Source organism: Mycobacterium sp. IDUB_1 (assembly GCF_055419625.1).
Window position 1 is genome coordinate 1,330,125 of record NZ_JBVAYA010000001.1, and the last position, 25,966, is coordinate 1,356,090.

Annotated in this window: 23 protein-coding genes; 11 read left to right on the top strand and 12 right to left on the bottom strand. The window is 68.3% G+C overall.

Annotated features, from left to right (window positions below):
• Positions 1–2: 2 nt before the first annotated feature.
• The 3 genes from ACZYYX_RS06670 to ACZYYX_RS06680 are packed head-to-tail and all read right to left on the bottom strand — an operon-like array spanning position 3 to position 3,141.
• The gene (locus ACZYYX_RS06670; protein ID WP_463813643.1) at positions 3–977 is read right to left on the bottom strand and encodes a glycosyltransferase; all 975 of its coding nucleotides are present in this window, start codon (positions 975–977) and stop codon (positions 3–5) included.
• Entirely contained in the window at positions 974–2,092 is a 1,119-nt protein-coding gene (locus ACZYYX_RS06675) for a glycosyltransferase (RefSeq protein WP_463813644.1), read from the bottom strand. Before ACZYYX_RS06675 ends, ACZYYX_RS06670 begins: the two co-directional genes overlap by 4 nt.
• Positions 2,089–3,141: a glycosyltransferase gene (locus tag ACZYYX_RS06680; protein WP_463813645.1), complete on the bottom strand. Its 1,053-nt coding sequence runs from the start codon at positions 3,139–3,141 to the stop codon at positions 2,089–2,091. The genes ACZYYX_RS06675 and ACZYYX_RS06680 overlap by 4 nt, the downstream gene beginning before the upstream one ends.
• A 93-nt stretch (positions 3,142–3,234) precedes the next feature.
• Between ACZYYX_RS06680 and ACZYYX_RS06685 the strand changes: the two genes are divergently transcribed.
• The 8 genes from ACZYYX_RS06685 to ACZYYX_RS06720 all read left to right on the top strand — a co-directional run bounded on the left by ACZYYX_RS06685 (position 3,235) and on the right by ACZYYX_RS06720 (position 13,100).
• Positions 3,235–4,149 carry a WcbI family polysaccharide biosynthesis putative acetyltransferase gene (locus ACZYYX_RS06685; RefSeq protein ID WP_463813646.1) on the top strand — a complete coding sequence of 305 codons (915 nt, stop codon included), beginning with the start codon at positions 3,235–3,237 and terminating at the stop codon, positions 4,147–4,149.
• The gene (locus ACZYYX_RS06690; RefSeq protein WP_463813647.1) at positions 4,146–5,105 is read left to right on the top strand and encodes a glycosyltransferase; all 960 of its coding nucleotides are present in this window, start codon (positions 4,146–4,148) and stop codon (positions 5,103–5,105) included. The genes ACZYYX_RS06685 and ACZYYX_RS06690 overlap by 4 nt, the downstream gene beginning before the upstream one ends.
• Complete coding sequence (locus tag ACZYYX_RS06695; RefSeq protein WP_463813648.1) at positions 5,102–6,358, top strand: glycosyltransferase family 2 protein; 1,257 nt, start codon at positions 5,102–5,104, stop codon at positions 6,356–6,358. The genes ACZYYX_RS06690 and ACZYYX_RS06695 overlap by 4 nt, the downstream gene beginning before the upstream one ends.
• A 33-nt stretch (positions 6,359–6,391) precedes the next feature.
• Positions 6,392–6,904 carry a mycothiol transferase gene (locus ACZYYX_RS06700; protein ID WP_463813649.1) on the top strand — a complete coding sequence of 171 codons (513 nt, stop codon included), beginning with the start codon at positions 6,392–6,394 and terminating at the stop codon, positions 6,902–6,904.
• Between the two features lie 60 nt (positions 6,905–6,964).
• Positions 6,965–8,485, top strand: coding sequence for an aldehyde dehydrogenase family protein (locus ACZYYX_RS06705; RefSeq protein WP_463813650.1), 1,521 nt, complete (start codon positions 6,965–6,967; stop codon positions 8,483–8,485).
• A gap of 66 nt (positions 8,486–8,551) precedes the next feature.
• Positions 8,552–9,430: a polyphosphate kinase 2 gene (ppk2, locus tag ACZYYX_RS06710; RefSeq protein ID WP_463814829.1), complete on the top strand. Its 879-nt coding sequence runs from the start codon at positions 8,552–8,554 to the stop codon at positions 9,428–9,430.
• A 37-nt stretch (positions 9,431–9,467) separates the two neighbouring features.
• Positions 9,468–10,352, top strand: coding sequence for a hypothetical protein (locus ACZYYX_RS06715; RefSeq protein ID WP_463813651.1), 885 nt, complete (start codon positions 9,468–9,470; stop codon positions 10,350–10,352).
• 231 nt (positions 10,353–10,583) lie between these two features.
• Complete coding sequence (locus ACZYYX_RS06720) at positions 10,584–13,100, top strand: DEAD/DEAH box helicase (protein ID WP_463813652.1); 2,517 nt, start codon at positions 10,584–10,586, stop codon at positions 13,098–13,100.
• Here the strand turns inward: ACZYYX_RS06720 and ACZYYX_RS06725 are convergent.
• Positions 13,097–13,663, bottom strand: coding sequence for a TetR/AcrR family transcriptional regulator (locus ACZYYX_RS06725; protein WP_463813653.1), 567 nt, complete (start codon positions 13,661–13,663; stop codon positions 13,097–13,099). The genes ACZYYX_RS06720 and ACZYYX_RS06725 overlap by 4 nt on opposite strands.
• Positions 13,664–13,789: 126 nt before the next feature.
• Between ACZYYX_RS06725 and ACZYYX_RS06730 the strand changes: the two genes are divergently transcribed.
• On the top strand, positions 13,790–14,332 hold the full coding sequence (locus ACZYYX_RS06730; protein ID WP_463813654.1) for a cupin domain-containing protein: 543 nt from the start codon (positions 13,790–13,792) through the stop codon (positions 14,330–14,332).
• Between the two features lie 48 nt (positions 14,333–14,380).
• Here the strand turns inward: ACZYYX_RS06730 and ACZYYX_RS06735 are convergent, their stop codons facing one another.
• Entirely contained in the window at positions 14,381–16,357 is a 1,977-nt protein-coding gene (locus ACZYYX_RS06735) for an MFS transporter (protein WP_463813655.1), read from the bottom strand.
• A gap of 11 nt (positions 16,358–16,368) precedes the next feature.
• Positions 16,369–18,267 (bottom strand): aminotransferase class V-fold PLP-dependent enzyme, encoded by a 1,899-nt coding sequence (locus ACZYYX_RS06740; protein WP_463813656.1) that lies wholly within the window; start codon positions 18,265–18,267, stop codon positions 16,369–16,371.
• Positions 18,268–18,346: 79 nt separating this feature from the next.
• Here ACZYYX_RS06740 and ACZYYX_RS06745 point away from each other — a divergent pair, with 79 nt between their 5' ends.
• Positions 18,347–19,855, top strand: a complete 1,509-nt coding sequence (locus ACZYYX_RS06745) for an adenylate/guanylate cyclase domain-containing protein (RefSeq protein ID WP_463813657.1) — start codon at positions 18,347–18,349, stop codon at positions 19,853–19,855.
• On the opposite strand, the gene ACZYYX_RS06750 is transcribed toward ACZYYX_RS06745, so the two are convergent.
• The 6 genes from ACZYYX_RS06750 to ACZYYX_RS06775 form a co-directional block, all read right to left on the bottom strand.
• Positions 19,852–20,748 carry a crotonase/enoyl-CoA hydratase family protein gene (locus ACZYYX_RS06750; RefSeq protein WP_463813658.1) on the bottom strand — a complete coding sequence of 299 codons (897 nt, stop codon included), beginning with the start codon at positions 20,746–20,748 and terminating at the stop codon, positions 19,852–19,854. The genes ACZYYX_RS06745 and ACZYYX_RS06750 overlap by 4 nt on opposite strands.
• A 10-nt stretch (positions 20,749–20,758) precedes the next feature.
• The gene (locus ACZYYX_RS06755; RefSeq protein WP_463813659.1) at positions 20,759–21,001 is read right to left on the bottom strand and encodes an anti-sigma factor family protein; all 243 of its coding nucleotides are present in this window, start codon (positions 20,999–21,001) and stop codon (positions 20,759–20,761) included.
• On the bottom strand, positions 20,998–21,633 hold the full coding sequence (locus ACZYYX_RS06760) for an RNA polymerase sigma factor (protein ID WP_463813660.1): 636 nt from the start codon (positions 21,631–21,633) through the stop codon (positions 20,998–21,000). Before ACZYYX_RS06760 ends, ACZYYX_RS06755 begins: the two co-directional genes overlap by 4 nt.
• A gap of 160 nt (positions 21,634–21,793) precedes the next feature.
• Entirely contained in the window at positions 21,794–22,099 is a 306-nt protein-coding gene (locus tag ACZYYX_RS06765; RefSeq protein WP_463813661.1) for a hypothetical protein, read from the bottom strand.
• Positions 22,096–22,773: an LpqN/LpqT family lipoprotein gene (locus ACZYYX_RS06770; RefSeq protein WP_463813662.1), complete on the bottom strand. Its 678-nt coding sequence runs from the start codon at positions 22,771–22,773 to the stop codon at positions 22,096–22,098. Before ACZYYX_RS06770 ends, ACZYYX_RS06765 begins: the two co-directional genes overlap by 4 nt.
• Before the next feature lies 1 nt (position 22,774).
• Complete coding sequence (locus ACZYYX_RS06775; protein WP_463813663.1) at positions 22,775–24,805, bottom strand: prolyl oligopeptidase family serine peptidase; 2,031 nt, start codon at positions 24,803–24,805, stop codon at positions 22,775–22,777.
• Between the two features lie 93 nt (positions 24,806–24,898).
• On the opposite strand from ACZYYX_RS06775, the gene ACZYYX_RS06780 reads away from it, so the two are divergent.
• Positions 24,899–25,966 carry a GGDEF domain-containing protein gene (locus tag ACZYYX_RS06780; RefSeq protein WP_463813664.1) on the top strand — a complete coding sequence of 356 codons (1,068 nt, stop codon included), beginning with the start codon at positions 24,899–24,901 and terminating at the stop codon, positions 25,964–25,966.

Here is a 25,966-nt window from a genome sequence, read left to right on the forward strand (position 1 = left end):
GCTCACGCGGCGATCACCTGCGCGGCGCGCGCGGCTGCACCGCGCACCTGAAGTCGCGACCACGCCGACCGGTCCAGCGCGAACGTGGCAGTGAGAAGGGCCGGCCAGCGGTCGGATGTGGGCCACTCGGTCGCGTCCACGGTCAGCCCGGCGCGCACCAACGCTTCTGCGGTGGCGTGCTGTTCGGCGAAGGGACGGTGCTGGGGGATCACGATCACCGCGGCGTCGGTGAGCGCGACGTCGGCGACCGCGTTCTGCCCCGCGTGGGTGATCACGACGTCGGCCGCGTCCAGAACCGGCCACGGGTCGTCGACCCACCCGGAGGCGCCCAGCGCGATCCACCGGTACTGCGGGAGTGCTGCGCGGAGCTGGTCGACGGCATCTGCGGGGCGATCGTCGCCACCGGCGCCACCGAGCAGGACTCCTGTCCCGGCGCCCGACCCGGCGCTGTGTCCTCGATGCTCGAACTGGCTGATGGATCCGACGAAGTGGGTGCGGTCGGCGTGCTCACGAAGCCACGGCGGCCGGTAGACGTCGGAGGACCACGGCGCGACGATCTGGTCGGCGATGTCGTAGGCGAGCCGGTGTGCGGGATCGGTGCGTTCGCCGGGCATCGCCATCACGGTGACGGGAATACCGGCGAGCCGACCGAGCATCGCGATCTCCACAGACACGTCGACGACGAGGCGCCGCAGGCCGGCATCTGCGGCGACCTGGAGCAGATCGGCGGAGCGCCGTGCGAGACCTGGCACATGTGTTGGCGCCCAATGCAATCGGCCGTGGCTCTCGGGGTCGACGGGAATCTCGCCGTCTGCGGGGACGTCGAGGGGGAGCTGCACCCAGTGGTCCTGGGCGCGCATCTGCGCGGGGCGGGGCAACGAGGAGAAGAACGTCACGGGTTCGTCCAGATGGGCGCAGATCGACCGTGCCCGGGCCGCGTGGCCGCGGCCGTGGTGGTGCACGTAATAGCCGATCACGCCGAAACACCTTCCATCGCCGAGATTCCCGGTGTGTACAACAGTTGCCGGTACTGGTCGAGGTAGTGCGACACCATCACTTCGTGCGAGCAGAATCGCTCGGCGCGGGCGCGCGCGTCACTCCTTCGCAGCGTCATCGCCTCCAGCAGTGCCCGGCTCAACCCGTCGATGTCGCCCGCTGCGGCGAGTCGCCCGCACGATCCGTCGAGGATCTCGGGGATGCCGCCGCGCGCGAACGCCGCGACGGGCGTTCCGGCCGCCAGAGCCTCGGCGACGACACGGCCGTACGGCTCGTCCCAGTGCGGGGTCACCAGCGCCACCGCCGCGCCGCCGACGAGCGCGTTCAGGTCGTCACGGCGCAGGTGGCCGTCGTAGACGGCGCCGCTGGAGTCGCCGCCCAGGAGGGGACGTACCGCGGCGTCGAAGTAGGCGGTGTCCCCTATCGGCCCGGCGATGCGTAGCGGGATGCCCGCTGCGCGCGCCGCGGCGATGGCCGAGGTGACGCCTTTTTCGGGCACCAGCCGACCCGTCCACACGGCGTAGCCACCGCCAGGCCCCACCGGGCGGTGCGTCATGTCCACGCCGTTGAGGATGACCGGGATCGGACCGCTGATCGGATTCCATTGCCGCGCAGTGAATTCACTGACTGCCACGAAGCTGCTGGCCACCCCTCCCGGGAGCGCGACCGCTTGCTCCTGCCATTTGAGTGGAGGGGTGTGCAGCGTCGTCAGCATCGGCGCGTCGACGGTGTGTGCCATGGCCAGCGGAAGGTAGTGCGGGCTGTGGTTGTGGATCACGTCGAACGAGCCGAGTTCTGCCCGGCCGAGGCTCACCATGACCGACAGGTAGGCGTGGGTCTCTGCCACCACCCATTCCGGTGTCGTGGGATCGAGGCGCCGGGTGTGCTCACTCATGTGCAGGGTGCGCAGCGGTACGACATTCCACGGCAGACCCATGTCGGAGCCCGGCGCGGCGAACACCGTGACGGAGTGGCCCGCATCGGTGAGGCCGTGCGCGAGTTCGAACACGAACGCTTCGAGTCCGCCGGCGAACGGTTGCCGTACCGGGTAGCGCGTCGAGGCAAGCAGGGCGATACGGAGTGGGCGGGCGTTCATGCGGTTCTCGCGGTCTCGCCAAGGCGCCGGTACAGCTGTGTGGTGTCCCGTCGCACCCGGTCGCGTTCGGAGGCCCGCACGCGCCGGCGGGCCAGATCGTCAGCGCGCCCGCGGGCGTGCGCTACCGCGTCGTCGACGGCTGTGAGCAGGCTGGCCTCGTCGAAACGGCCGGTGCCGAATCCGAAGGTGGCACAGGGCTGTTGCTCGTGAAAGTGCCCGCAGTCGGGGACCACGGGGATGACGCCGGTGTCGTGGCACGCCTCGACCCAGCCGGAGTGTGTGCCGAACCGATAGGGCAACACCAGTATGTCGATGTCGTGCAGGTAGTCGACGAGTTCGTCGTCGGTGAACGGCGGATGTATCCGGACATCGACACCGCGTTCTCGGTAGGCGGAGAGCCGCGCGGCCAGCTGCGCGTCGGCCCGCGAGGAGGTCAAAGCGTTCTCGTCGAGATCCAGGCGCAACGAAAAACGCTGTGTTGCAACGAGTGTGTTCATCACAGGCCACGGATCGATGTTGGCGCGCAGGAATTTGGCGTGCACGGCGACGACGGGCCGGGTGCGCTGCGCGCGTGGTGACCCGACCTGCTCGATCGGCACCACGTGCGGGTGCGGCAGCACCGCCGCCGTGACGCCCCAGCTGTCGCGGATGTGGCGCGCAGCACCGTCGGTGAGCGTGATGACCGCATCAGCTCGGTGCACCAGGGCGGCGAGTTTGGCGAGGTGGCCGGTCTGGTCGTCCAGGTGCGGATTGGCCAGGTCGTGCACGGTGACCACGAGCGGCACGGCATGCGCCGCGAGCACGTCGGCGACGGCAACCAGGTCGTCGCGCGCGATGCTCTCGAAGCCGAAATGCACATGCAGAACATCGATCTCGGTGATCCGGGCGAGGACGTACCGATGATCGAGCCATTGCGGCGGCCACCACTGTCCAGGTTGGCTCGCGCCCGGTGGAACCGGATCGGGCAGCAACGTCACAACCGTGGCGTCGACGACGGCAGAGATGTACGGGTGTGCAGCCGGTACGGAGGCAACACGAATGGGAGTCACACAATCCTTTCGACAGGGCGTTTTGTCTCGCCGCTGTCTCGACGAATTGCTGTGACAGGTATACCACGCAAAAGCGACACGTAACCTCTCGGAGTGAACTTCTTCAACCCGCCCGAAAAGCGGTCACCGCGAGACGAGCCGCTGTGGTTGGTTGTCGGAAACTGCCAGGCAGAAGCGCTGCGCCGGGTGCTCGCCAATGTGCCCGAACAGCCCTGTCGAACGGTCCGCATTCCTCCGGTTCACGAACTGACACAACGGGATCTGCCGCACCTCGACGACCTCCTCGGACAGGCTGCCGTGCTGCTCAGCCAGCCGATCCGGCCCGACTACCGGGACCTGCCGGTGGGAACGCGCCAACTCGTCGAGCGACTGAATCCGGCTGCCCGGGTCGTGCGCTGGCCGGTGATCCGCTACGCCGGGTTGTACCCCTTCCAGGTCATCGTGCGCCGTCCCGCCGACCGGTCGCTGACGCCGCCGGTGGTGCCGTATCACGACCTGCGGACCATCGCGGCGGCGCGCGCGGGGCACCGCCCCGACGATCCGTGGGACGTCGACGTCAGCGCCGATCAGATCCGGGCGGTGGCCGCCATCAGCCGAGACGAGCTGGCGATGCGCGAAGCCAGGGACTGTGACGTCGGTATCTCAGATCTGTTGGCGGGCTTCGGTGTCGACGCAGCGCACACGATCAACCACCCCGGCAATGCAGTGCTGACAGCGCTGGCCCAACGCATCTTCGACCACCTGGACGTGGCCGCGACCGCGACGCCCGTCGACACCGTCCTGCTGAGCTCGGTGACCGCGCCGCTCGAGGCACGGGTCCTCGACGCGCTGGGAGTCCCCGGGACGCCGCGGCCCGCCTGGTGTCAGCACGGCACCACCATCGCTGCCCACGACGTTCACACCGCACAGCTGCGGTGGTACGAGGACAACCGCGACTTCTGTGATCTGGCGGTCCAGCGTCACGGAAACGTCATGGAATCACTTGGCTTTCTCCCGAGGCCCGCGTGACGGTGACGCAGCTTCTCGTCGGTCCACGTCATCACGGCGTGGTCCGGTTCGGGCTCGCGCTACCCCTGCGGCAGGTGTGGTCGCCGGATGTCGCGGGCACGCCGCGCACTCTCCCCGACAGTGGTGTGCATCTGCAGTTCACCGACCGACTCTTCGGGGACAGCCCCGATGCTGCGGCGCGCGCCGTCGCGTCGATCGCTCACCGCACCCGCCTCACCGTCACCCTGCACGACCTGCCCCAACCCTCCGACGGTCGTAGCGCCGAGAGGCGCGCGGCGTGCTACGCCGACGTCTGCGCACGGTCGGCCGGTGTGGCGGTGTGCAGTGAGCACGAGCGAGACCTGTTGCGGGACATCGGTGTCGATGTGTCGGGCGTGGCCGTGATTCCGCTGCCGATCGCGCAGCCCGCGCCCGTTTACTGCCGCCCCGCGGGGGTACGCGCCGTGGGTGTGTTCGGTTTCCTGTATCCCGGCAAGGGGCACGAGGAGGTGATGGCGGCCTGTGCTGATCTGCCGTCCGACATCGAGATCCATGCGATCGGGGAACCCTCGACAGGACACGACGATCTGGTGCACGACCTCGCGGCCCGGGCCGACGAGCAGGGCCGGCGGTTTCACATCACCGGACACGTGGACGACCAGCAACTGACCGAGACGTTGCAGCGGGTCACGGTGCCCGTCGTCGCACACACCCATGTCTCGGCCTCCGGTTCACTCGGCTCGTGGCTGTCGGCGGCGCGCCGCCCGGTGGTCGCTACGAACCGCTACACCCGCGAGGTCGCCGACCGCAATCCCGGCATGCTCACGCTGTATCCACCGCACGGACTGCGCCGAGCCATCAGGTGTGCTCTCGACGACCCCCAATCCACCTGGCTGGCACAGGGATCGGTACCACGTCCGACACCGGAGGACACCGCCGGCGCCTACCAGGCCTTCCTCGACAGGTGGCACCGGTGACGACCATCGCTGTGGTCGTGCCGTTCTACGACCAGCAGGACGATCTCGACCGGCTGCTCGCGGCCCTCGAGCTGCAGGACTATCCCTCACATCTGATCGAGGTCGTCGTCGCCGACGACGGCTCCCCGGTGCCGCCCGATGTCTCGTCGACGTCGTTGCGCTGCGGCGTGGTCCGGCAGCCCGACCTGGGTTTCCGGGCCGCCGCGGCGCGCAACCTGGGTGCGGCCGCCACCGACGGCGAGATCCTGTGCTTCCTCGACGCGGACACCGTGCCGGAACCCGGCTACCTGCAGAATGTTTCGCGGCTGCCGTCGGAGCTTCCGCACGCTTTGGTCGTCGGTCGGCGCCGCCATGCCGACTTCGACGGGTGGGCGGCGGCGGACGTGGCGCGGTGGTGGGCGGGGGAGCGTAGCCCGCTGGTGCTCGACGAGCCGCGCTGGCTCACCGACGCCTACGAACGCACCCGGGATCTCGCGACCGCTGACCACACCGCCTACCGGTACGTCATCAGCTCCGTGATGTGTTGCAGCAGAGAGCTGTTCGACTACTGCGGAGGGTTCGACGAGTCGTTCGACTCCTACGGTGGCGAGGACTGGGAGTTCGCCCACCGGGCCGTGGTCTGTGGTGCGGTGCTCCACCACGCGCGCGACGCGGTGGCCTGGCACAACGGCCCGGACTGGGCGGGTCGTGAGGTGCCTGACCGGGCGGCCGCCAAGAACGCCGAGGCGCTCGCGCTGGCCAGGTTGATCACCGATCCGGCGGCCCGCACGCACGGCCTTCGCTACGAGATCCCCTTCATTGCAGTAGAACTCGATGGCGATGGCCACGGTTTGGGTTCGCTGGTGACCACACTCGGCGGCTTCCTCACCCACGACGTGGGCATCTGGGTCACCGGCGCGGGCGCGGAGTCGCTCTGCGGCCGGGCCCATCTGGAGGACGCCCGCATCCGCATCGGTCCGGTGCCTGAGGACATCCGCCGCCGGACCCGATTCGTGGTCACCGTGACGGGCCGGCCCGTGCTGTCCGCGCACGGCGTCGCCGACCTCGTCGACGCCTGCGACCAGCCGGATGTCGGCGAGGTACACGTGAGCGAAGGCGCCGCGACCGTGGTGTGCCGGGCGTCGTGGGCGCTGCATCGGAAGGCGCGGTGGGCGCGAGGCGGGCACCACGCGACTCTCGGAGCAACGCACCACTTCTCCGGCGAGGCATTCGGGATGACCGACGGTGACGCCGAACCCGACCTGTCCTGGTGACCACCTGTCCGGGGGCGGGCGTAGTTTGGCGACATGGCTGACATCGACGCTGCCCGCGAGCTGCTGCGTGACTCGTTCACCCGTCTGATCGAGCACGCCGACGATCTGACCGACGGTCTGACCGACGAGGTGGCCTACTACCGGCCGACGCCGGAGGCGAACACCATCACGTGGCTGCTGTGGCACAGCGCGCGGATCCAGGACGCCCAGCTGTGTGACATCGCGGGCATCGACCAGGTGTGGTTCCGCGAGGGCTGGGTGGACCGGTTCGCGCTCGACCTCCCGCGCGACGCCCACGGCTACGGCCACACCCCCGACGACGTAGCCAAGGTGCGCGCGTCGGCGGGCCTGCTCTCCGGCTATTACCACGCGGTCCACCGCGAGAGCCTGGCCTATGTCGCGTCGGTGTCGAGCGAGGACTTGGCCCGGGTGATCGACAAGCGCTGGACGCCGCCGGTGACGGCGAGCGCGCGCCTGGTCAGCATCATCGACGACGCCGCCCAGCACCTCGGGCAGGCTGCGTACATCCGGGGCATCGCCGCCTGAACTTGACACCTGTCAACCCCGCGTGCGACGTGCGTCACACCGCTCGTTAGAGTGGGGGACATGACCGCGACTTCCGACGTCACGCCCTTCACCGGGACCGGCACGATCACCAACCCCGCCACCGGCGCACTGGCTGGTCAGGTCCGCTGGACCGAGGCCACCGACGTGCCCCGCATCGCTGCCGCCCTGCGTGAGGCGCAGCGCGAATGGGAGGCCCGCGGCGCTGCCGGCCGGGCCAAGGTCCTGGCCCGCTACGGCGTGTGGCTGGGCCGCCACCGCGCCGAGATCGAAGAGCTGCTGATCGCCGAGACCGGAAAATCAGCGACGGACGCCGCGCAAGAAGTGCCGCTGATCCTGATGATCCTGTCGTACTACGTGCGCACCATGGAGAAGGCGCTCGCGCCGGACCCCCGGCCGGCGGCGCTGCCGTTCCTGTCCATCAAGAAGATCGAGGTGCACTACCGGCCCCGCCCGGTCGTCGGGATCATCGCGCCGTGGAACTACCCCGTCGCCAACGCGCTGATGGACGCCATCGGTGCGCTCGCCGCAGGCTGCGCCGTGCTGCTCAAGCCCTCCGAGCGCACTCCGCTGACCGCCGAACTGCTGTTGCGCGGGTGGCTCGACTCCGGCGCGCCGGACGTGCTGGCCCTGGCGCAGGGGGCTCGTGAGGTGTCCGAGGCCGTCGTCGACGTCAGCGATTACATCCAGTTCACCGGCTCCAGCGCCACCGGTGCCAAGGTGGCCGAGCGGGCCGCCCGCCGGCTGGTCCCCGTGAGCCTGGAACTCGGCGGCAAGGACCCGATGATCGTGCTCGAGGATGCCGACATCGAGTTGGCCGCCCACGCCGCGGTGTGGGGGGCGATGTTCAACGCAGGACAGACCTGCGTGTCCGTCGAGCGGGTGTACGTGCTCGAGCCCGTCTACGACCAATTCGTCGACGCGGTGGTCCGCGACGTGAAGAACCTGCAGATGGGGGCCGGTGAAGGGCACCACTTCGGCGCGATGATCGACGACAGCCAGGTCGCCGTCACCGAACGTCACGTCGCCGACGCGCTGGCCAAGGGTGCGCGGGCGCTGACCGGCGGCAAGCGCCGGCCCGGTCCCGGCAGCTTCTACGAGCCCACCGTGCTGGTCGACGTCGACCACTCGATGGCGGCCATGACGGAGGAGACCTTCGGTCCGACCCTGCCGATCATGAAGGTCTCGTCGGTGGCCGAAGCGGTCCGACTGGCCAACGACAGCCCCTACGGACTGTCCGCCGCAGTGTTCTCCCGCGACGTCGAACGCGCCAAAGAGGTTGCCCTGCAACTGGACTGCGGCGGCGTCAACATCAACGACGTGATCTCCAACCTGATGTGCACCACCGCCCCGATGGGTGGCTGGAAGACCTCGGGGATCGGCGCCCGGTTCGGTGGCCCAGAGGGGCTGCGCAAGTACTGCCGCATCGAGACCGTGGTCAGCCCGCGCACCGCCCTCGGCGCCGGAGGCAACTACTACAACAACTCCCAGCGCGCGCTCAAGCGGATGAACACGATGATGACCAAGCTGGCGCTGATCCGGCCCAAGCGCATGGCCAAATAGTCCACCGGCTGTTCACCTCGTCGTCACCGGCTCGACTGTGGCGCTGGTTAGCGTCGGCCGGTGACTCTGGACAGCTCCCGCCATTCGGTCGTCTCCGACGACGCCGGCTACGACGTGATCGACGACGACGATGACGATCCTGTGTTGATACTGCGCCCCAGCGGGCAAGTCGTCGACACCTGGCGCGAGAACTACCCCTACGACGAGCGCATGTCGCGTGCGCAGTACGAGGAGCAGAAGCGGCTGCTGCAAATCGAACTGCTGAAGCTGCAGAAGTGGAGTCAGGCCCACGGTCACCGGCACGTGATCGTCTTCGAGGGCCGCGACGCCGCGGGCAAGGGCGGCACGATCAAGCGCTTCATGGAGCATCTCAACCCGCGCGGCGCCCGCGTCGTCGCGTTGGAGAAGCCCACGGAGAAGGAACAGACGCAGTGGTACTTCCAGCGCTACGTCACCCACCTGCCCGCGGCCGGGGAGATCGTGCTGTTCGACCGCTCCTGGTACAACCGCGCCGGCGTCGAACGCGTGATGGGCTATTGCTCGCCCAAGCAGCACGCCGAGTTCATCCGGCAGGCCCCGCTGTTCGAGCAGATGCTGGTCAACGACGGCATCAGCCTGACCAAGCTGTGGTTCTCGGTCACCCAGTCCGAGCAGCGCACCCGCTTCACGATCCGGCAGGTCGATCCGGTGCGGCAGTGGAAGCTCTCGCCCACCGATCTGGCGTCACTGGACAAGTGGGACGACTACACCTCAGCCAAAGAGGACATGTTCGCTTGGACCGACACCGAGATCGCCCCGTGGGCGGTCGTCAAGAGCAACGACAAGAAGCGCGCCCGCATCAACGCCATGCGCTACGTGCTGAGTAAATTCGACTACGACAACAAGGACCACGAGGTGGTCGGCCGGCCCGACCCGCTGATCGTGGGACGCGCGCTGGGCGACTGAAACATTCCACGAGGCGTCCCGACAGGAAGGACGCCCGGTGCGTTTTATCGCCACGCTGCTGCTGTGGCTCCTGACCACGCTCGCGCTGGCGGTCGCTGTCCCGGCCGGATGGGCGCAGCGCGACATCGTCGACGAGGACGGGTACGCCGCGCTGGCGGCCCGCGCGGCCGGCGACTCCCGGCTGCAGGACGCGATGGCTGGCGAGCTCACCACCCAGATCATCGCGCTGGGCAGCGAGAACGGTTATCAGCTCAACCCGCAGCTGGTCCGCGCGGTCGCCGACACCTACACCCGCAACTCCGGCTTCCCCGGCCAGTTCGCCCAGGCCAATCGGATCGCACACCGGTGGATGTTCACGGGCGCGGTGCCCGAGGGCAATTCGACCGACCGGTGGCTGATCGACATCGCGCCGATGCTGTCGGATCCCTCGTTCCATGCGACGCTGGGCAGCCTCGACCTCGCGGTGCCCCCGACGCTGACGGTGCCCATCACCGTCGAATCGCCGGATCTGCGCCCGGGCAAGCTGCGGCCGCTGGCCACCTGGGGTCCGTGGGCGAGTATCGGCGCCGCGGTCCTGACAGGCCTGCTGGCGCTGCTGACCTTGGCGGCTGCCCGGTCGCGCGGGCGGGCGCTGTGTGCACTCGGTGTCTCGGCACTGCTGGTCGGCGCCGCCGGCTGGGCGGGCATCGAGATGGGTCGGCGCTTCGTCGCCGCGGCGGTCAACCGCACCACCGGCGACATCCGCACAGTGGCCGAGGTGATGGTGCGCACCGCCGAGGGCAGCGCGCACCACTGGCTCAACATCACCCTGCTCGCCGGCATCGGGCTCGTCGTCGTCGGCGTTCTGGGCGCGACCGCGGGTGCCGCGCTGCGCCGGCCTAGAGGTGGTCCATCATCCTCGACATCGCAGCCTTCTCGATGAAGTCCTGATGGTGCGGACGATGGTGCACGTCCCAGTCTGACCTGACGTGTTTCGGGTGCTTGGCTCGCCAGGTCGTCAGTGCCGTTGTCGGGTGCGGCATGTGGATCGTCATCGGAGTCCCCCTTCGTTCGACAATCTGTAGAGAATCGTCGCCCGCGTCAACGACGCCGTTGTCAGTGGTGCGGTACTGCATTCCGGGTCAATTCACCGATCGGGCACTCTGGTGTCACGATGACAACTGCCCGACCGCTGCTGGTGCCCACCGCGGGCGCCGATCCCGACGACCTCTTCGCCTCGTTCGCTGCCTGGGCTGAGGCCGCAGGCACCCCGCTGTATCCCGCGCAGGAGGAGGCGCTGATCGAGTTCGTCAGCGGCGCGAATGTCGTGCTGGCCACCCCCACCGGGTCGGGCAAGTCCCTCGTCGCGACCGGGGCGCAATACGCCGCCCTGGCGGCCGGGCGGCGCAGCTACTACACCGCTCCGATCAAAGCTCTGGTGAGCGAGAAGTTCTTCACTCTGTGCGGTGTCTTCGGGGCGGAGAACGTCGGGATGCTCACCGGTGACGCCGCGGTCAACGCGCAGGCACCGATCATCGTGTGCACGGCAGAGGTGTTGGCGAACACGGCGCTGCGGGAAGGCGCCGGCTCTGACATCGGCGTGGTCGTGATGGACGAGTTCCATTTCTACGGCGACCCCGACCGCGGCTGGGCCTGGCAGGTGCCGCTACTGGAACTGCCTGCCGCACAGTTCCTTCTGATGTCGGCGACGCTGGGTGACGTGACGTTCCTGCGGGAGGATCTGACGCGGCGCACCGGCCGGCCGACGGCTCTGGTCGCTCACGCCGAACGTCCTGTGCCGCTGTTCTATTCGTATGCGACGACGCCGATGCACGAGACCGTCGGTGACCTGCTCGACACCCGCCAGGCGCCGATCTACATCGTGCACTTCACCCAGGCGTCGGCGCTGGAGCGCGCGCAGGCGCTGATGAGCGTCAACGTCAGCACCAAGGCCGAAAAGGCCGCGATCGCCGAAATGATCGGTTCCTTCCGCTTTTCGACGGCGTTCGGTACCACGCTGTCGCGACTTGTGCGCCACGGCATCGGCGTGCACCATGCCGGCATGCTGCCCAAGTACCGGCGGCTGGTCGAACAGCTCGCTCAGGCCGGCCTGCTGAAGATCATCTGCGGCACCGACACCCTGGGCGTCGGCATCAACGTGCCGATCCGCACGGTGGTGTTCACCGCGCTGTCGAAGTACGACGGCACCCGCACCCGGTTGCTGACCGCGCGTGAGTTCCACCAGATCGCCGGGCGCGCGGGCCGAGCGGGATACGACACCGCGGGCACCGTGGTGGTGCAGGCGCCCGATCACGAGGTGGAGAACCTCAAGCAGTTCGCCAAGGTGGCCGACGATCCTAAGAAGCGACGGAAATTGGTGCGGCGCAAGGTGCCCGAGGGCATGGTGCCGTGGAGCGAGAAGACGATGACCCGTCTCGTCGAGGCTGCCCCCGAGCCGCTCACGAGCAACATGCGGGTGTTCACCGCGATGATCCTCGACGTCGTCGACCGCCCGGGCAACCCGTTCGAGGCGATGCGCCGGCTCCTCACCGACAACCACGAGCCGCGCAAGCGACAGCTACGGCTGATCCGCGAGGCGGTGGGCATCGCACGGTCCCTGCTGCAGGCCGGTGTGATCGAGCGGATGCCGGTGCCCGATGCCGACGGCCGCGGCTACCGGCTGACCGTCGACCTGCCGCGCGACTTCGCGCTGAACCAGCCGTTGTCCACGTTCGCGCTGGCCGCCATCGACGTGCTCGACGCTGACGCGGAAAGCTATGCGCGCGATGTGGTCTCGGTGATCGAAGCGACGCTCGAGGATCCCCGGCAGATCCTGGCCGCGCAGCTGAAGAAGGCCAGGGGCGAGGCGGTCGCGGCGATGAAAGCCGATGGGATCGAATACGAGGAACGTATCGAACTGCTCGACGACGTCACCTACCCCAAACCGCTCGACGAACTGCTGACCGGGGTGTACGAGATCTACTTGCAGACCAACCCGTGGGCGGCCGACGGGGTGCTGTCGCCGAAGTCGGTGGTGCGCGAGATGTGGGAGGGCGCCTTCACATTCCGCGAGTACATCAGCCTCTACGGATTGACGCGCTCGGAGGGGGCCGTGCTGAGGTACCTCTCCGATGCGGTCAAGGCGCTGCGTTCCGGTGTGCCCGCCGCGGCCCGCACCGAGGAACTGACCGACATCACCGAATGGCTCGCCGAGCTTGTGCGACAGGTGGATTCGAGCCTGCTCGACGAGTGGGAGCAGCTCACCAGCCCCGACCAACCGCTGGATGCGCCGGTCTCGGTGCCGGTGCGGCCGCGGCCGGTGACGGGCAATGAGCGGGCGTTCACCGCGATGGTCCGTAACGCGCTGTTCCGTCGCGTCGAACTGTTCGCCCGGGAACGCTGGGATGAGTTGGGCGCGTTGGACAGTGGCTCGGGATGGACGGCGCAGCGGTGGCGAGAGATCGGGGACGACTACTACGACGAGCACGCCGACGTCGGGACCGGCCCGAATGCGCGCGGGCCGGCGCTGCTGCTCATCGAGCGGGGCGCCGACGTGTGGCGGGTGCGGCAGATCCTCGACGACCCGGCCGGTGACCACGACTGGGGCATCGACGGGGAAGTGGATCTCGGCATGAGCGACGAGGAGGGCGTGGCGGTGCTGCGCGTACTCGACGTGGGTCGAATGGACTAGCGGGGCGCCGCCATCGCCTCGAGGCTCGACATCGCGGTGTCGACCGTCGTCGCCAGGTCGGCGTCGTCGTCGGCCGCCAGCCACCGCTGGTAGGCGGTCCGGAACACCTGCAGTCCCACCCGAGCGGCGAGTTGCGCGGTGGTGGAATCGATTCCGCGCTGATGCAATGCCTCACCCACCGCGTCGGCCGTCTCGTCCTGTTTGATCAGCTCTCGTTCGAGAAGCTCGGGGTTCGCCGCGATCATCGCGTCCCGCCGCCGCAGGACCTCGCGCGTGCCCAATGCCAGCCAGTCGAACTCCGCCAGCGCCCGAATCACCGCATGTAGTGGCTGCTCGACGTCAGCCGCGTCGAGGATTCTCTGGACCAGCGCCGCGCTCAACAGTTCCGCATCGGCGAACACCACGTCCTGCTTGTCGGAGAAGTGGCGGAAGAACGTGCGGGTGGTGACGCGGGCCCGCTCCGCGATCTGCACGGCGCTGGTGTGCTGGAAGCCCTGCTCGTCGAACAGCTGCAGCCCGGCCTGCTTCAACCGCTCTTTGCTGCCGTGTTCCCAGCGAGGCACGCGACGATGCTACCGCGGCGATGACCTGGCGTGACAACGCACTGATGTCACGCCGCGACATCAGGTGATACCGTGATGTCATGCCGCGACATCAGCGTCCGCGGCACTACACGATCGGACGATCTGATGACCGAAGAACGCTCCACCACCGTCCTGGGACGGGCAGGCGAATCGCCTGCGTACTGGTATCGCGGAACCCTGTGGAACGTGCTGATGTCCGCCAATGAGACCCTCGGCGAGTTCACTCTGCTGGACCAGACGATTCCCGCCGGGGCCGGGCCGCCCGCACACGTTCACGAACGCCAAGCCGAGGGCTTCTACGTGCTGTCCGGCGAACTCGAGATGACAGTGGGTCCGCAGTCGCGCATCGTCCGCGCCGGACCGGGCGTTGCGGTGTGGGTGCCGAAAGCCACCAGGCACGCCTTCCGGGTGGTGTCCGACGAGGACGCGCGAGTGTTGAACTTCTACACCCCCGGCGGTTTCGACGACCACCTGCCGTTCTACGGTGTGCCCGCTACAGCCCAGACCCTTCCGCCGGATGATCTCGGGGTCTCAGTGCTGGACCGGGAGCGGGTAGGGACTTCAGCACGACAGCGCGAGGCGTACCTGCAACGCCTCGCCGACATCGCCGAAGGCACCTGGGACTTCTCGGACGAGCCAGAGTCATGAAACGCCGGCACCGCGGTGGCAGCTCGTCGTCACCGTGAGGCGATACAGCTAGGACTCGATGATGTTGTCGAGGTTGGGTTCTCGCGGTCTGTCGCGCTGCTCGACCGCGGTGCGTAGTCGGTCGGCCGGGATCTGCAGCAGCACAGTTCCCGGCATGGCCGTCGCAGTCGCCGAACGCACGCTGCCCGGCCGGAGCGCGGTCCGCTCGCCGAACAGCATGCCCGGACCGAGCCTGCGGACGACCGCATCGGCCTGCTGCGCCTCCACCTGCCCGGACACGACGAGGAAGGCATCGCCTGCCTGCTCACCCTCATGGAAGACGACGGAGCGTTGGTCGTAGCGGCGAGTGTGTGCCTCAGAGGCCAGGGTGTCGACTGTGCGGGCGGGGACACCGGCCAGCAGCGGCACATGGGCCAGCGCGGCTTTCGGTGTGTCAGCCGCGTCGGGCAAGAACTCCGCGCGTTCCTCCGAAGCCGCATCGATCACCTGACCCGTCGCGGGGAAGCCCGACAGAATCGTGAGAAATGCGCTGCCCGGCAACGTCCACAATCGGCACGCAGTGGTAGCGCGCACAGTGGCGGTGCGGGGAGTGTCGGCAAGAAGCGCGAGCTCGCCGAAGAAGTCGTCGGGCCCGAGGGTCCGCACGTGTCGGCCGCTGACGAACACGTCGAGGTGGCCCGCTTCCACCATGTAGAAGCTGTCGCCGAATTCGCCCTGATACGTGACCACCTCGTCCTCGGAAACGTCGATGCTGCCGACCTGAGTGGCCAGTCGATCACGCAGCGAGTTCGGCAGCGGCGCGAACAGCGCGATGTCGGCCAGCGCGTCGATGCGTTCCCGCGCGATCGCCACGTCGGCATCGGTTTTCAGCACGGACCATGCGAGCAGTACGGTGCCCGCCGCGATGGCGATCGCGAGCACATACAGACTCGTGCTGAGCGACCAGCGGTCGATCAGGTAGGCCGTCACCCAGACACCCGCGGCGATGGCGAGGCAGACGAGTCCCTCCAGCGTGCCGAGCACTCGGCCGCTCGCCGACAGTGGCACGAGGCACTGGATCTGGATCTGGCTCACAGTGGCGACCAGTGCTCCGCCCGCCCCGATGGCCACACACGAGGCGACGACGACCACCGCCTGCGGCACCGCGGCCAGCACCCCGAGACCGACAGCGGTCATCAGAGTCGCGATCACGAACGCTGGCCCCAGCCGGCGCTTCCCGATGGCGCCGAGGGCCAGACCAGCCAGCAGACCGCCGGCAGCAATGCTCGCGAGGAGCATGCCCGGGCCGGCTTCTCCCCAACCCAGTGTCTCGATGGCGAGCGGCACGACGAAGACATCGCCCGCGCCCATCGCGACCGACCCCATCACGGTGATCAAGGCCACCGCGCGCACTCGGCGTCCCGACACAGACCGAATGCCGCTGACGACGTCGGCGAACGCATGGCGAAGGCCCGAATCGGGAATCGTCGGGGCGAGGTCGGGCGCGTCCACGCGCACTGCCAGCACGGCGATGGTGGCACCACAGGCCAGGACCGCGGCGGCCGACACGGCCACGGGCGGCGACGTGACAGCCAGCAACAGGCCGCCGGCAATCGGACCGACGAGGACACCGACGTTCTCGGCTGTGCTCAGCCACGCATACGCCCGGACGAGTTCTTCAGGGCGCGTGGTGATCGAGGGCAACAACGCCGCACTGGTCGGCCGGACGAAGAGACTCGCGATGCCCTCGATGACGGCCGCCGCCACGAGGACGGCGACCGAGGGAAAGTAAGCGGCCGAGAATATCGTGAAAATGATTGCACACGAGCGTAATCCGAGCATGAGCGCAAGGACGCGCTCACGGCGATATCGGTCGATCACGTAACCGACGGCGGGACCGAGGATCCCGGCCGGCAGGACCGAGGCCACGCCGATGGCCCCGATCGCGGCCACCCCGCCCAGCGAGAACGCGAACACCGTGGCGATCGAGTACCACATCCATTCGGCCGTGGAGCCGAGGAGCCGGCTGACGATCAGCAAGCTCACCGGGCGGGGCATCAGGTGCGCCGGAGGCGCACGTCGATGGCGCTGGTGATGCGGTCGTGGAGGGCCGGCAACCGCGACAGGACTGCGAACGCGTGTTGCGGAACGACGAGAAGCCGTAGCTGTGATGTCGCGATCACGTCGGCCAGGCGCGGATAGCCGAATCCGCCGCCCCAGTCCGATGCGGCGAGTTCGCCGAAGAAGTCGCCGGTGCCCAGCGTGCGGACGACTTCGGCTCCGACCACCACGTCGACTGTGCCGTCGAGGATGACATAGAAGTCGCGATCGCCGTCCCAGCGACGCACGACGTGCTCGCCGGGCGCAGCCGTGCGTTCATGGCAGGTGGCGGCCAGGTAGTCGAGCGTCGACTCGTCCACTTCAGCGAGCAGTGTCAGGGCCGCCAACTCGCCGGTGTCGAACATCGCGGTTTCGCCCCATGAGACCGGCACCGCCGGGTAGCGCTCGACGGCCGGTGGCAGGCTGTCGGCGCTGGTATCAGGGATGTGAACCTCACACTGCTCCAGCCACGACAGGACCCCGTGCACGTCGGCCGGTCCTGAGGTGTGGTTGAGCACGCAGAGGCGGATCGCATAGCGTCCCTGGATTCGCGTCGAGGACACGAGACCGTACCCGGATTCGTCCAGTGCCCGCACCAAGCTCGCGTTCATCGCATCGAGCCGCGCTTCGTCGTCGACCCCGGCGAAGCGGCGCCGGAAGCAGACGATGCCCAGCTGTGCGGGTCGAAGCACTTCGAGTTCGGCGCTGGCCTCGATGTGGTGCTGTGCGGCGATCGCGAGGTCGAGCGCTCTGTCGATCGTGGCGCGAAACGCATCGAGACCGAAGTACCGGATCGACATCCAGATCTTGAACGCGCGCGCCATCCGGCTGAGCTGCAGGCCGAGGTCGGCGAAGTTGACCTCGCCGGCCGACACCTCCGCATCCTTGAGATAGTCCGGTGTCATCTCGAATGCCCGCCGCAGGCGTGCGCCGTCGCGCACGAGGACCGCGCCGCATTCGAAGGGCTGGTAGAGCCACTTGTGCGGGTCGAGCGTGACCGAGTCGGCTCTTTCGATGCCTGCCAAAGCCTTTCGGCCCCGTTCCGTGAGCGCGGCGAATCCGCCGTAGGCAGCGTCGACGTGCATCCACATGCCGTGCCGAGCGCAGATGTCGGCGATGTCGTGCAGTGGGTCGACACTGCCGCTGTTGGTGGCACCGGCAGCGGCGGAGACGAAGATGGGCCGGCGCCCTGCCGCGATGTCGGCAGCGACCGCACCGGCGAGTGCATCCGAGCGCATCGCCTGACCGTCGTCGACGGGAATGACCCGCAGTTGATCCGGACGAAAGCCGAGCGTCCGCCCGGCGCGCGCCAGCGAAGAATGCGCCTGATCCGACACGTACGCGACGAGGTCGTCGGCCATGGCGCCGACGATGTGTTCGCGTGCTGCCGCGAGAGCGGTCATGTTCGCCGCCGAGCCACCACTGACGAGCACACCGGAGGTGGTCTCGGGAAGGCCGAGCCAGTCGGCGAACCACCGCAGCACTGTGAGCTCGACCTGGCTGGGCCCCGCCGATTCCATCCAGGCGCCGCAGTAGGCGTTCACCCCGGCGGCGAGGAAGTCACCCAGCGCCGAGGGCCACGTCCCGTTGGACGGGATGAACGCGAAGTAGCGCGGGTGCTCGCTGCGCGACATGAACGGCAGCACATTCGTGCCGAGATCGCGCAGGATCGTGTCGAAGGTCTCCGGGCCAGCGGGAGCGGCGGTGGGAATCCGGTCGGCCATCTCGGTCGGGGTGGCCCGCCGCAGAGCCGGAACATCCACTGCGGTCAGGTGATCGACCAGGAAATCGACCATGGCATAACCCTGGTTACGCATCGAGTCGGCGTCGACGAACAACGGGTCGTCGGGGCTCATCGGGCCAACCGTACCGACGCGAACGCGCCCTGATGGCTATTTCGCCGATACGGGCACATGGGCTGTTTACGCTCGGCGAATGGGGAGGTTCTGGGAGTGGTTGTGGGACAGGTACGGGCGGCACTACACGTGGGCGATCATCGTGGCGGGAATCCCCTTCATCATTCCCGCCTACTCCCTGTTCGTCGTCCTCATACTCGCGTTCGAGAACTCTCACCGCTATGACCAGGCCGTCGCGGTCGCCGTGGTGGCCGCCGTCGTGGTGCAGGCCTCGACGACCCTGTACGGACGGCGTTGGTTGCGTCCCGTCGAACGATGGGCGGCAGGCGAGACCATCGACCGCGCGGCCGCGCTGGAGGGCACCTACGTCTATGTGCGGAAAATCATGCCTCGCCTCGTCGGCGGTACCGCGCTGTGGAATGCAGCCATGGGCGGGGCGGTGGGCGTCATCGCCGGAGCCCCCACGGGGCGAATCGCGCAATATGCCTTCCTCGGTGCATGTTTCGGAGTGGCCGGACCACTGATCACCGGGCGTGGAACGTTCGAAGCCGCGATGCGACCGCTCCGCACGGCGCTCGCTGGCGAGTCCGACATCGGTGATGCGATGCCGCGGTCGCGACCGACATTCGCGTCCTATGCCACCGTGAGCCTCGTTGCCGCGATATTCCAATTCACGATGGGCGGCGCGATGCTGGCCTCCGTCGTCTCGCGGGCTGCCGACGTCCCGGCCCTGTCCGCGGTGTTCGCGATGCTGATCGCGCTTCTCTACGGAATCCCCCTCGCGGTCGGCAGCGGACTGGCTCCGCGGTTGCGTCCGATCCGCGATCTCGCGCTCGGCGCGGATCGAGTGGCGGCCGGCGATTACAGCCGGCGGCTGCCGGTGGCCCAGGATGACGACCTCGGTGCGCTGGTGGGTTCGTTCAACCGCATGCAGGCGGGTCTGATCGAGCGGCAACGGCTTGCGGGTGCTTTCGGTGCTTATGTCGACCCGGCGTTGACCTCGCGGCTGCTCGAACAGGGCGACGACGTGTTCACCGGTGAGCGGCGCGTGGTAAGCGTGATGTTCCTCGACGTACGGGATTTCACCCCGTTCGCCGAGGCGAACAGCGCCGAGGACACAGTGGCCCGGCTCAACGATCTCTTCGGCATCGTAGTGCCCGAGGTGGTGGACGCCGGGGGGCACGTGAACAAGTTCATGGGCGACGGAGCCATGGCCGTCTTCGGCGCACCCAACATCCTCGACCACCATGCCGACGCCGCACTCGCTGCAGCTGTGTCGATCCAAGAGCGTGTCCATGCGCGCTTCGCCGGCGAGGTGCGCATCGGAATCGGCATCAACACCGGCGAGGTGATCGCCGGAACGATCGGTACAGCAGGTCATCTCGAGTTCGCGGTGATCGGTGACACGACGAACGTGGCCGCGCGGGTGGAACAGCTGACCAAGGCCACGGGGGACGCCATCTTGCTCACCGGGCATTGTGTCGAGGCGCTGAAGTCTCCACCGGAGGGTCTCAGGGACCGGGGTGAGCACGCCCTCAAAGGCAAATCCGCTGCGACTCGTGTCTACGGATTGTCGGAGCTCGACTAGGGCTCGATCACGTTGTCCGGATTGGGTTTCCGGTTATCGGGCGCCTGGCTGTAGTCGCCCCACGGCCCGTCGCGCTGCTCCACGGCGGCGCGCACGCCGTCGCGCTCGGCGGTGTCGACGAAACGCAGCGCATCGGGGGTGTTGCGCATCAGCCCGTCGAGGATGCCGCCGAGGGTCTGCGTCGACGCCAACCCCATGTTCTCGTAGGCCTGGTTGACGATCAGCTTCTGTGCCTGCAGCTGTGACAGCGGAATCGTCGCGAGCCGGGCCGCGATCTCGGCCACGCGCGCTTCGAGCCGCTCGAACGGCACCGACTCGTTGATCAATTCGACTGCCGCGGCTTCCTTTCCGGTCAGTGGCTCACCGGTGAGCGCATGCCACTTCACCTTCGCCAGACTCAGCCGGTAGAGCCACATCCCGGTCAGATACGCGCCCCACATCCGGGCGTACGGGGTCCCGATCACCGCGTCGTCGCTGGCGATCACCAGATCCGCGCACAGCGCGTAATCGCTCGCGCCTCCGACGCACCAGCCGTGCACCTGCGCGATCACCGGCTTGGATGCCCGCCAGATCGCCATGAACTTGTGTGTCGGGCCGGTCTCCCGGGAGCTGACCATCGCGAAGTCCTTGCCGGGGTCCCACCGCCCGTCGGTGTTCATCGCCTCGCCCCAGTGGTCGAATCCACCGCCGAAGTCGTAGCCGCCCGAGAACGCGCGCCCCGCCCCGCGCAGCACGATCACCTTGACGGCCGGATCCCGTTCAGCCAGGCCGATGGCGGCCTCGATCTCGTCGGGCATCGGCGGCACGATCGTGTTGAGCCGTTCAGGGCGGTTCAGCGTGATGGTCGCGACGGGCGGTTCGGCGCGGTAGAGGACCGTCTGGAACTGGCTCATCTGAGCAGTTCTAGCGCCAGTCGCGGAAGGCGTCCAGCAATCGGTCACGCAACGGCGGGTCGACGCCGTCGTCGCAGAGGACGCTCAGGGTGCGCACCGTGGTGCGGAACTGCTGCAGGTAGGTCAGGCAGCCGTCGCAGCCCGCGAGGTGCTGTTCGAATCGCGTCTGGGTGACGTCGTCGAGCGCGCCCTCGAAGTAGGCGGTGATCAAGTCGACGAGCTCGTAGCAGTCCATCGGTCCGTGCTGGCTCACGTCACGTCCCTCACGTAATCCTCGAGAACCTGCCGGATCGCCGTGCGCCCGCGGTGCAGCAGCACCCGCTGGTTGGCCAGCGTGATGCCGAGCAGCCGGCTCACCTCCGCGGAATCGACGTCGAGCACGTCGCGCAGCGTGACCACGAGCCGTTGCCGTTCGGGCAGCGTGTCGAGTGCCTCGCGGGTCAGGGCCAGCAACTCCGAACTCAGCACGGACCCCTCAGGTGATTCGGGGAACGGCACCGGTTCTTCGCCGTCGCGCCAATGGCCCGCCCAGCGGTCGTCGCCGTCGTGGAACCGTGCCGGGTGCACGGTGCCGCCGGTGTAGGCGGCGATCTGGGCGTCGGACTCCCGACGGTCCCGCATCCCGCGTTTCTTGGCGATGTTGATCAGCACCGTGAACAGCCATGTGCGCAAAGATGATCGACCCTCGAAGCTGTCGATGCCTTTGAGCAGCGCGATCCACGCCTCCTGCACGACGTCCTCGGCGACTTCCTTCGATGACACGTAGCCCTGCGCGATCCGCAGCATGGCGGGAGTGTGCTTGTCGACCAGCGCGGCGAACGTCGCCTCGTCGCGGGCTCGCAGCGCCGCGACGATGGCAGCCTCGTCCGCGGAAGTGGCGGTCATGTCCGCGAGATCGTAACTCACCTCGTCACACCGCGGCGCTTCGAAGCGCGTCAACCGACCCCTGCCGCGAGATGGCCGGCAAAGCATCATCTTTGATCACCGAAGCGCTCCCTTCGCACAGGTAGTGCCCGCCGGAGCCGCAGGCGTTACGCGTGGACTTTCATGGGCCGCCGTCGCGCATCGCCGGATCCGCCGACCGGACCCGGCCGCCGATCACGATGTTCGGCGTCCTGAAGTAGGCCCACCCCAGGGTCAGCACCGAGCCGGCGGCAGCCAGCGCCAGTGCACTCTGCAGGTCGGGAAGTCCGGAGAGGAACAGCACCACGATCCCAGCACCGGTGCCCGCCCAGTAGATGCGACGTTTGACCGCCCGGCGATCCAGGCGCGCGGTGTCCCAGCCGGGCGCGGCGATACCGGCCAGCACCAGCGCGGCGCCGACGATCAGCAGGATCTCCGGTGCCGTCACGGCAGCAGCAGCTGGAAGCCGTCGACGATCTCTCCTGAGTCGCGCACATAGGTGGGGTTCGTCGGATCGGTGGTCTGCACGGTCAGCGTCGCCAGGTACGTGGCCGACGGGCCCTGCGCGACGACGGCATGCATGATGATCGGCCGCTCCGGTGCCGGACCCATCGCCGGTGCGGTGTATGTCGTTGTTTCCGAAGGCAATCCGCAGGTGGTGTTGCTCTCGGTCTGCAGATCGAAGGCGCCCATCATCGTGGTCAGGTTGGACCGGTTCTGCTCGAAGACGGTGTCGGGATCGGCGCTGCCGCGCACCGACTCCAGGGTGACCACCGCATTGGGAGCGAACTGGTTGGCGATCAGATCCTGCGCCACGATCGCGAACCGGATGATCTCGTTGTCCATCATCGTGTTGCGTTCCCAGCCCTGCGGTTGGGGGACACGTAGCTGCGGCTCGCGAGGGTTCTTCTGCGGGATGTCGACCAGGGGTGCGGTGACGCTCGCGCATTGCGAGTCATCGACGCTGCCGCCCGGGGTGGTGCTGGGTGAGCTTCCGGTGGTGGGCGCGCGTCCGGCGGCCGTCACCGCCGTGCCCGTGATTTCCCGGCCGCAGCCGGTGAGCAGCCCCGGGATTGCCAAGGTCGCCAGCAGCACCGCACCGGCCGATCGGGCGATCGTCACGTCAGTTCCCTCCCAGGGTCTGTAACAAGAATTCGTAGATCATCGCGGCGCGGAACGCGATCTGCGGATTGTCCGCCGCGCCCGCGTGCCCACCCTCGGTGTTCTCGTAATACCGCACCGAGTGCCCGGCCGCCTCCAGCGCAGCGGTCATCTTCCGCGCGTGGCCGGGATGCACGCGGTCATCGCGCGTCGAGGTGGTGATCAGCACCGGCGGATAGCGGCGCTGCGCCGAGATGTTCTGATAGGGGGAGTATTTCGAGATGAACTCCCAGTCGTCCGGATCATCCGGATCGCCGTACTCAGCCACCCAGGAAGCGCCTGCGAGCAGCAGGTGGAACCGCTTCATGTCGAGTAGTGGCACGCTGCACACCAGCGCGCCGAACAGCTCCGGGTACTGCGTGAGCATGATGCCCATCAACAGCCCGCCGTTGCTGCCGCCCTGGGCGCCCAGCTGATCCACCGTGGTGATGCCGCGGGTGACGAGATCCCTTGCCACGGCGGCGAAGTCCTCGGCGACGAGATGGCGGCCCTCACGCATTGCCTGGGTGTGCCACGTCGGCCCGTACTCACCTCCGCCGCGGATGTTGGCCAGCACGTAGGTGCCACCCCGGGAGAGCCACAGTCTGCCCAGCACGCCGTCGTAGTACGGGGTGCGGGCCACCTCGAAACCGCCGTAGCCGCCGAGCAGCGTCGGCCCCGTGCTCTGCGTGTGACGGTGCCCCACCACGAAGTACGGCACCGCGGTGCCGTCGTCGGACGTCGCGAAGTACTGCTGCACCTCGAGGTCGGCCGCGTCGAAGAACGACGGCGCCCGCTTGATCTCGGTGAGGGCACCGCCCGCCGACCCGTGGAGCAACCGCGACGGTGTGATGAAATCCGAACAGTCGCAGAAGATCTCGTCACCGTGATGGTCGACGCCGACCAGTGACACGGTGGTGTTGTCCGGCAGTCCGGCCACCGGCTCGCTGGTCCACGAACCGGGTGTCACCACCTCGACGTGGCTGGCGACGTCGGCGAGCGTGACGAGCACCAGCCGGTCCCGGGTCCATCCGTAGTGGTGCAGGCTGGTGTGCCGGTCCGGGGTGAACACGCGGGTCAACTCGGCACTGCCGGAGAGGAATTGGTCGTAGTCGGCGGCCAACAGCGAACCGGCGGGATAATGCTGGGTGCCCGTTCCGTAACTGTAGTGCCAGTCGCTGCGCAGCTCGATCAACAGCCAGCTGCGGTGGATCGAGATGCTGGCGTCGGTCGGGGTGTCGATGCGGATCAACTCGGCACCGCGCAGCTCGTAGACCTCCTCGTTGAAGAAGTCGAGCGCGCGGCTGATCAACGTGCGTTCGAAGCCCGGGGTGCGGTCCACCGACGCCGCGACCAGTACATCGGCCGGGTCGCCCGCGAAGATCGTCTCGGCCTCCTCGAGCGGCGTGCCGCGCGACCAGCGTTTCACCACCCGCGGATAGCCCGACTCGGTGAGCGACCCGTCGCCGAAGTCGGTGCCGACCAGCAGGGTGTCCTCGTCGACCCAGCTGCTCTGCGACTTGGCTTCGGCCAATTCGAATCCGCCGTCGACGAACGAGCGCGTCGCCATGTCGAACTCCCGAACCACCGCCGCGTCCGACCCGCCCCGGGAGAGGCTGACCAGGGCGCGCCCGTGATCGGGTTCGATGACGTCGGCACCCGCCCACACCCAGTTCTGTCCGTCGGTGCGGGCGAGCTCGTCGACGTCGATGACGACGTCCCACTCCGGGGTTTCCGACCGGTAGCTCTCGAGCGTGGTGCGGCGCCACAGGCCTTTCGGATTCGTCGCGTCGCGCCAGAAGTTGTAGAGATACTCGCCGCGCCGGCGCACGTAGGGGATCCGGGTGTCGGTGTCGAGGACATCGAGGGCGTCGGCGCGCATCTGCTCGAAGCGTTCGCCACTGAGCTCGGCGATGGTCGGATCGTTGTGCGCACGCACCCAGGCGAGCGCGTCGTCGCCGGTGATCTCCTCGAGCCAGAGGAACGGATCGTCCGTCTGCGGGGGATTGGTCACGCCCCCATTCTGCGCACCTGCGTCGACGACGTTCGAATCGGTCGCGGCAACCGGCGTGCTCGGTACTATCGCCCCAGGTGAGAATCGGGGGCGGTGGTGGACCACATCCGACAGTGGTGGCGACAGCCCGACCGCTACGAGTGGCTGACGGGCTACCTCGCGTCGCGGCGGCTGTTGAGTCTCTCCTCGTCGATGATGGCCACGATCATGGCGGTGCTCGCCGTCGCCGTCGCGTTGACGACGATCAGTCCCGCCGGTCCGCACGGGGCCGCGCGCGGAATGGTGCTGGTGGCCGCCGCGGGATTCGCCGCAATCGCCATCGCCTACGCCCGGCGGTGGCCCACCCGACGCCAGTCGGCGGTGTACTCGGTGAGCGGCAGCGCCGCACTGGCTGTCGTCGCGCTGGCCCAGTCCGACCCGCACGCCGGGCTGCTGACCTGCTGGGCCTTCGTCGGGTTGGCGGCCTACGTGGCCTCGGCGCACAGCCCCCGCCTGCTCGTCGTCAGCGTCGGCGTCGCGCTCGGAACGGCCCTCATCTGTGCGGTGCGGATGGCGGTGGCGGGTGACGCGGCCCTCGGGGTGGCCACCCTGCTGATGTCCATCGGCGGGTTGCTGACGGTCCCTTTTGGCGGCCAGATCCTGACGCGGCTGCTGTGGAACGACGCCGTGTCGACCGATCCTTTGACCGGGCTGACCAATCGCCGGGGGTTCCGGCGGTCGGCGCGCGCCATGATCGCCGACGCGGCCCGCCGCGGCTCGGGCAGTTTCAGCGTGGTGATGATCGACCTGGACGGGTTCAAGCGCCTCAACGACACACTGGGCCACGCGATCGGTGACCGGGTCCTCGTCGACGTGGCCGGCAGACTGCGCGCCGCGTGCGGATCGGGCGCCCTCCCGGCCCGCGTGGGCGGTGAGGAATTCGTGGTCGCCCAGGCCTGCCCGCCCGGCGAGATGGACCTGCTGGCTCGGCGGTTGTGTTCGGCGATCGCGTCGAACCCGTGGCATGTGACCGCGAGCCTGGGTGTCGCCGGAGTCGCGGTAGGCGACCCGGCCGCCGACACCCGCACGGTGATCGAGCGGGTCATCGCCGCCGCCGACATGGCCATGTACGAGGCGAAACGGGCCGGCGGCAACCAGATCCGGCAGTCCGACGCTGCCTGA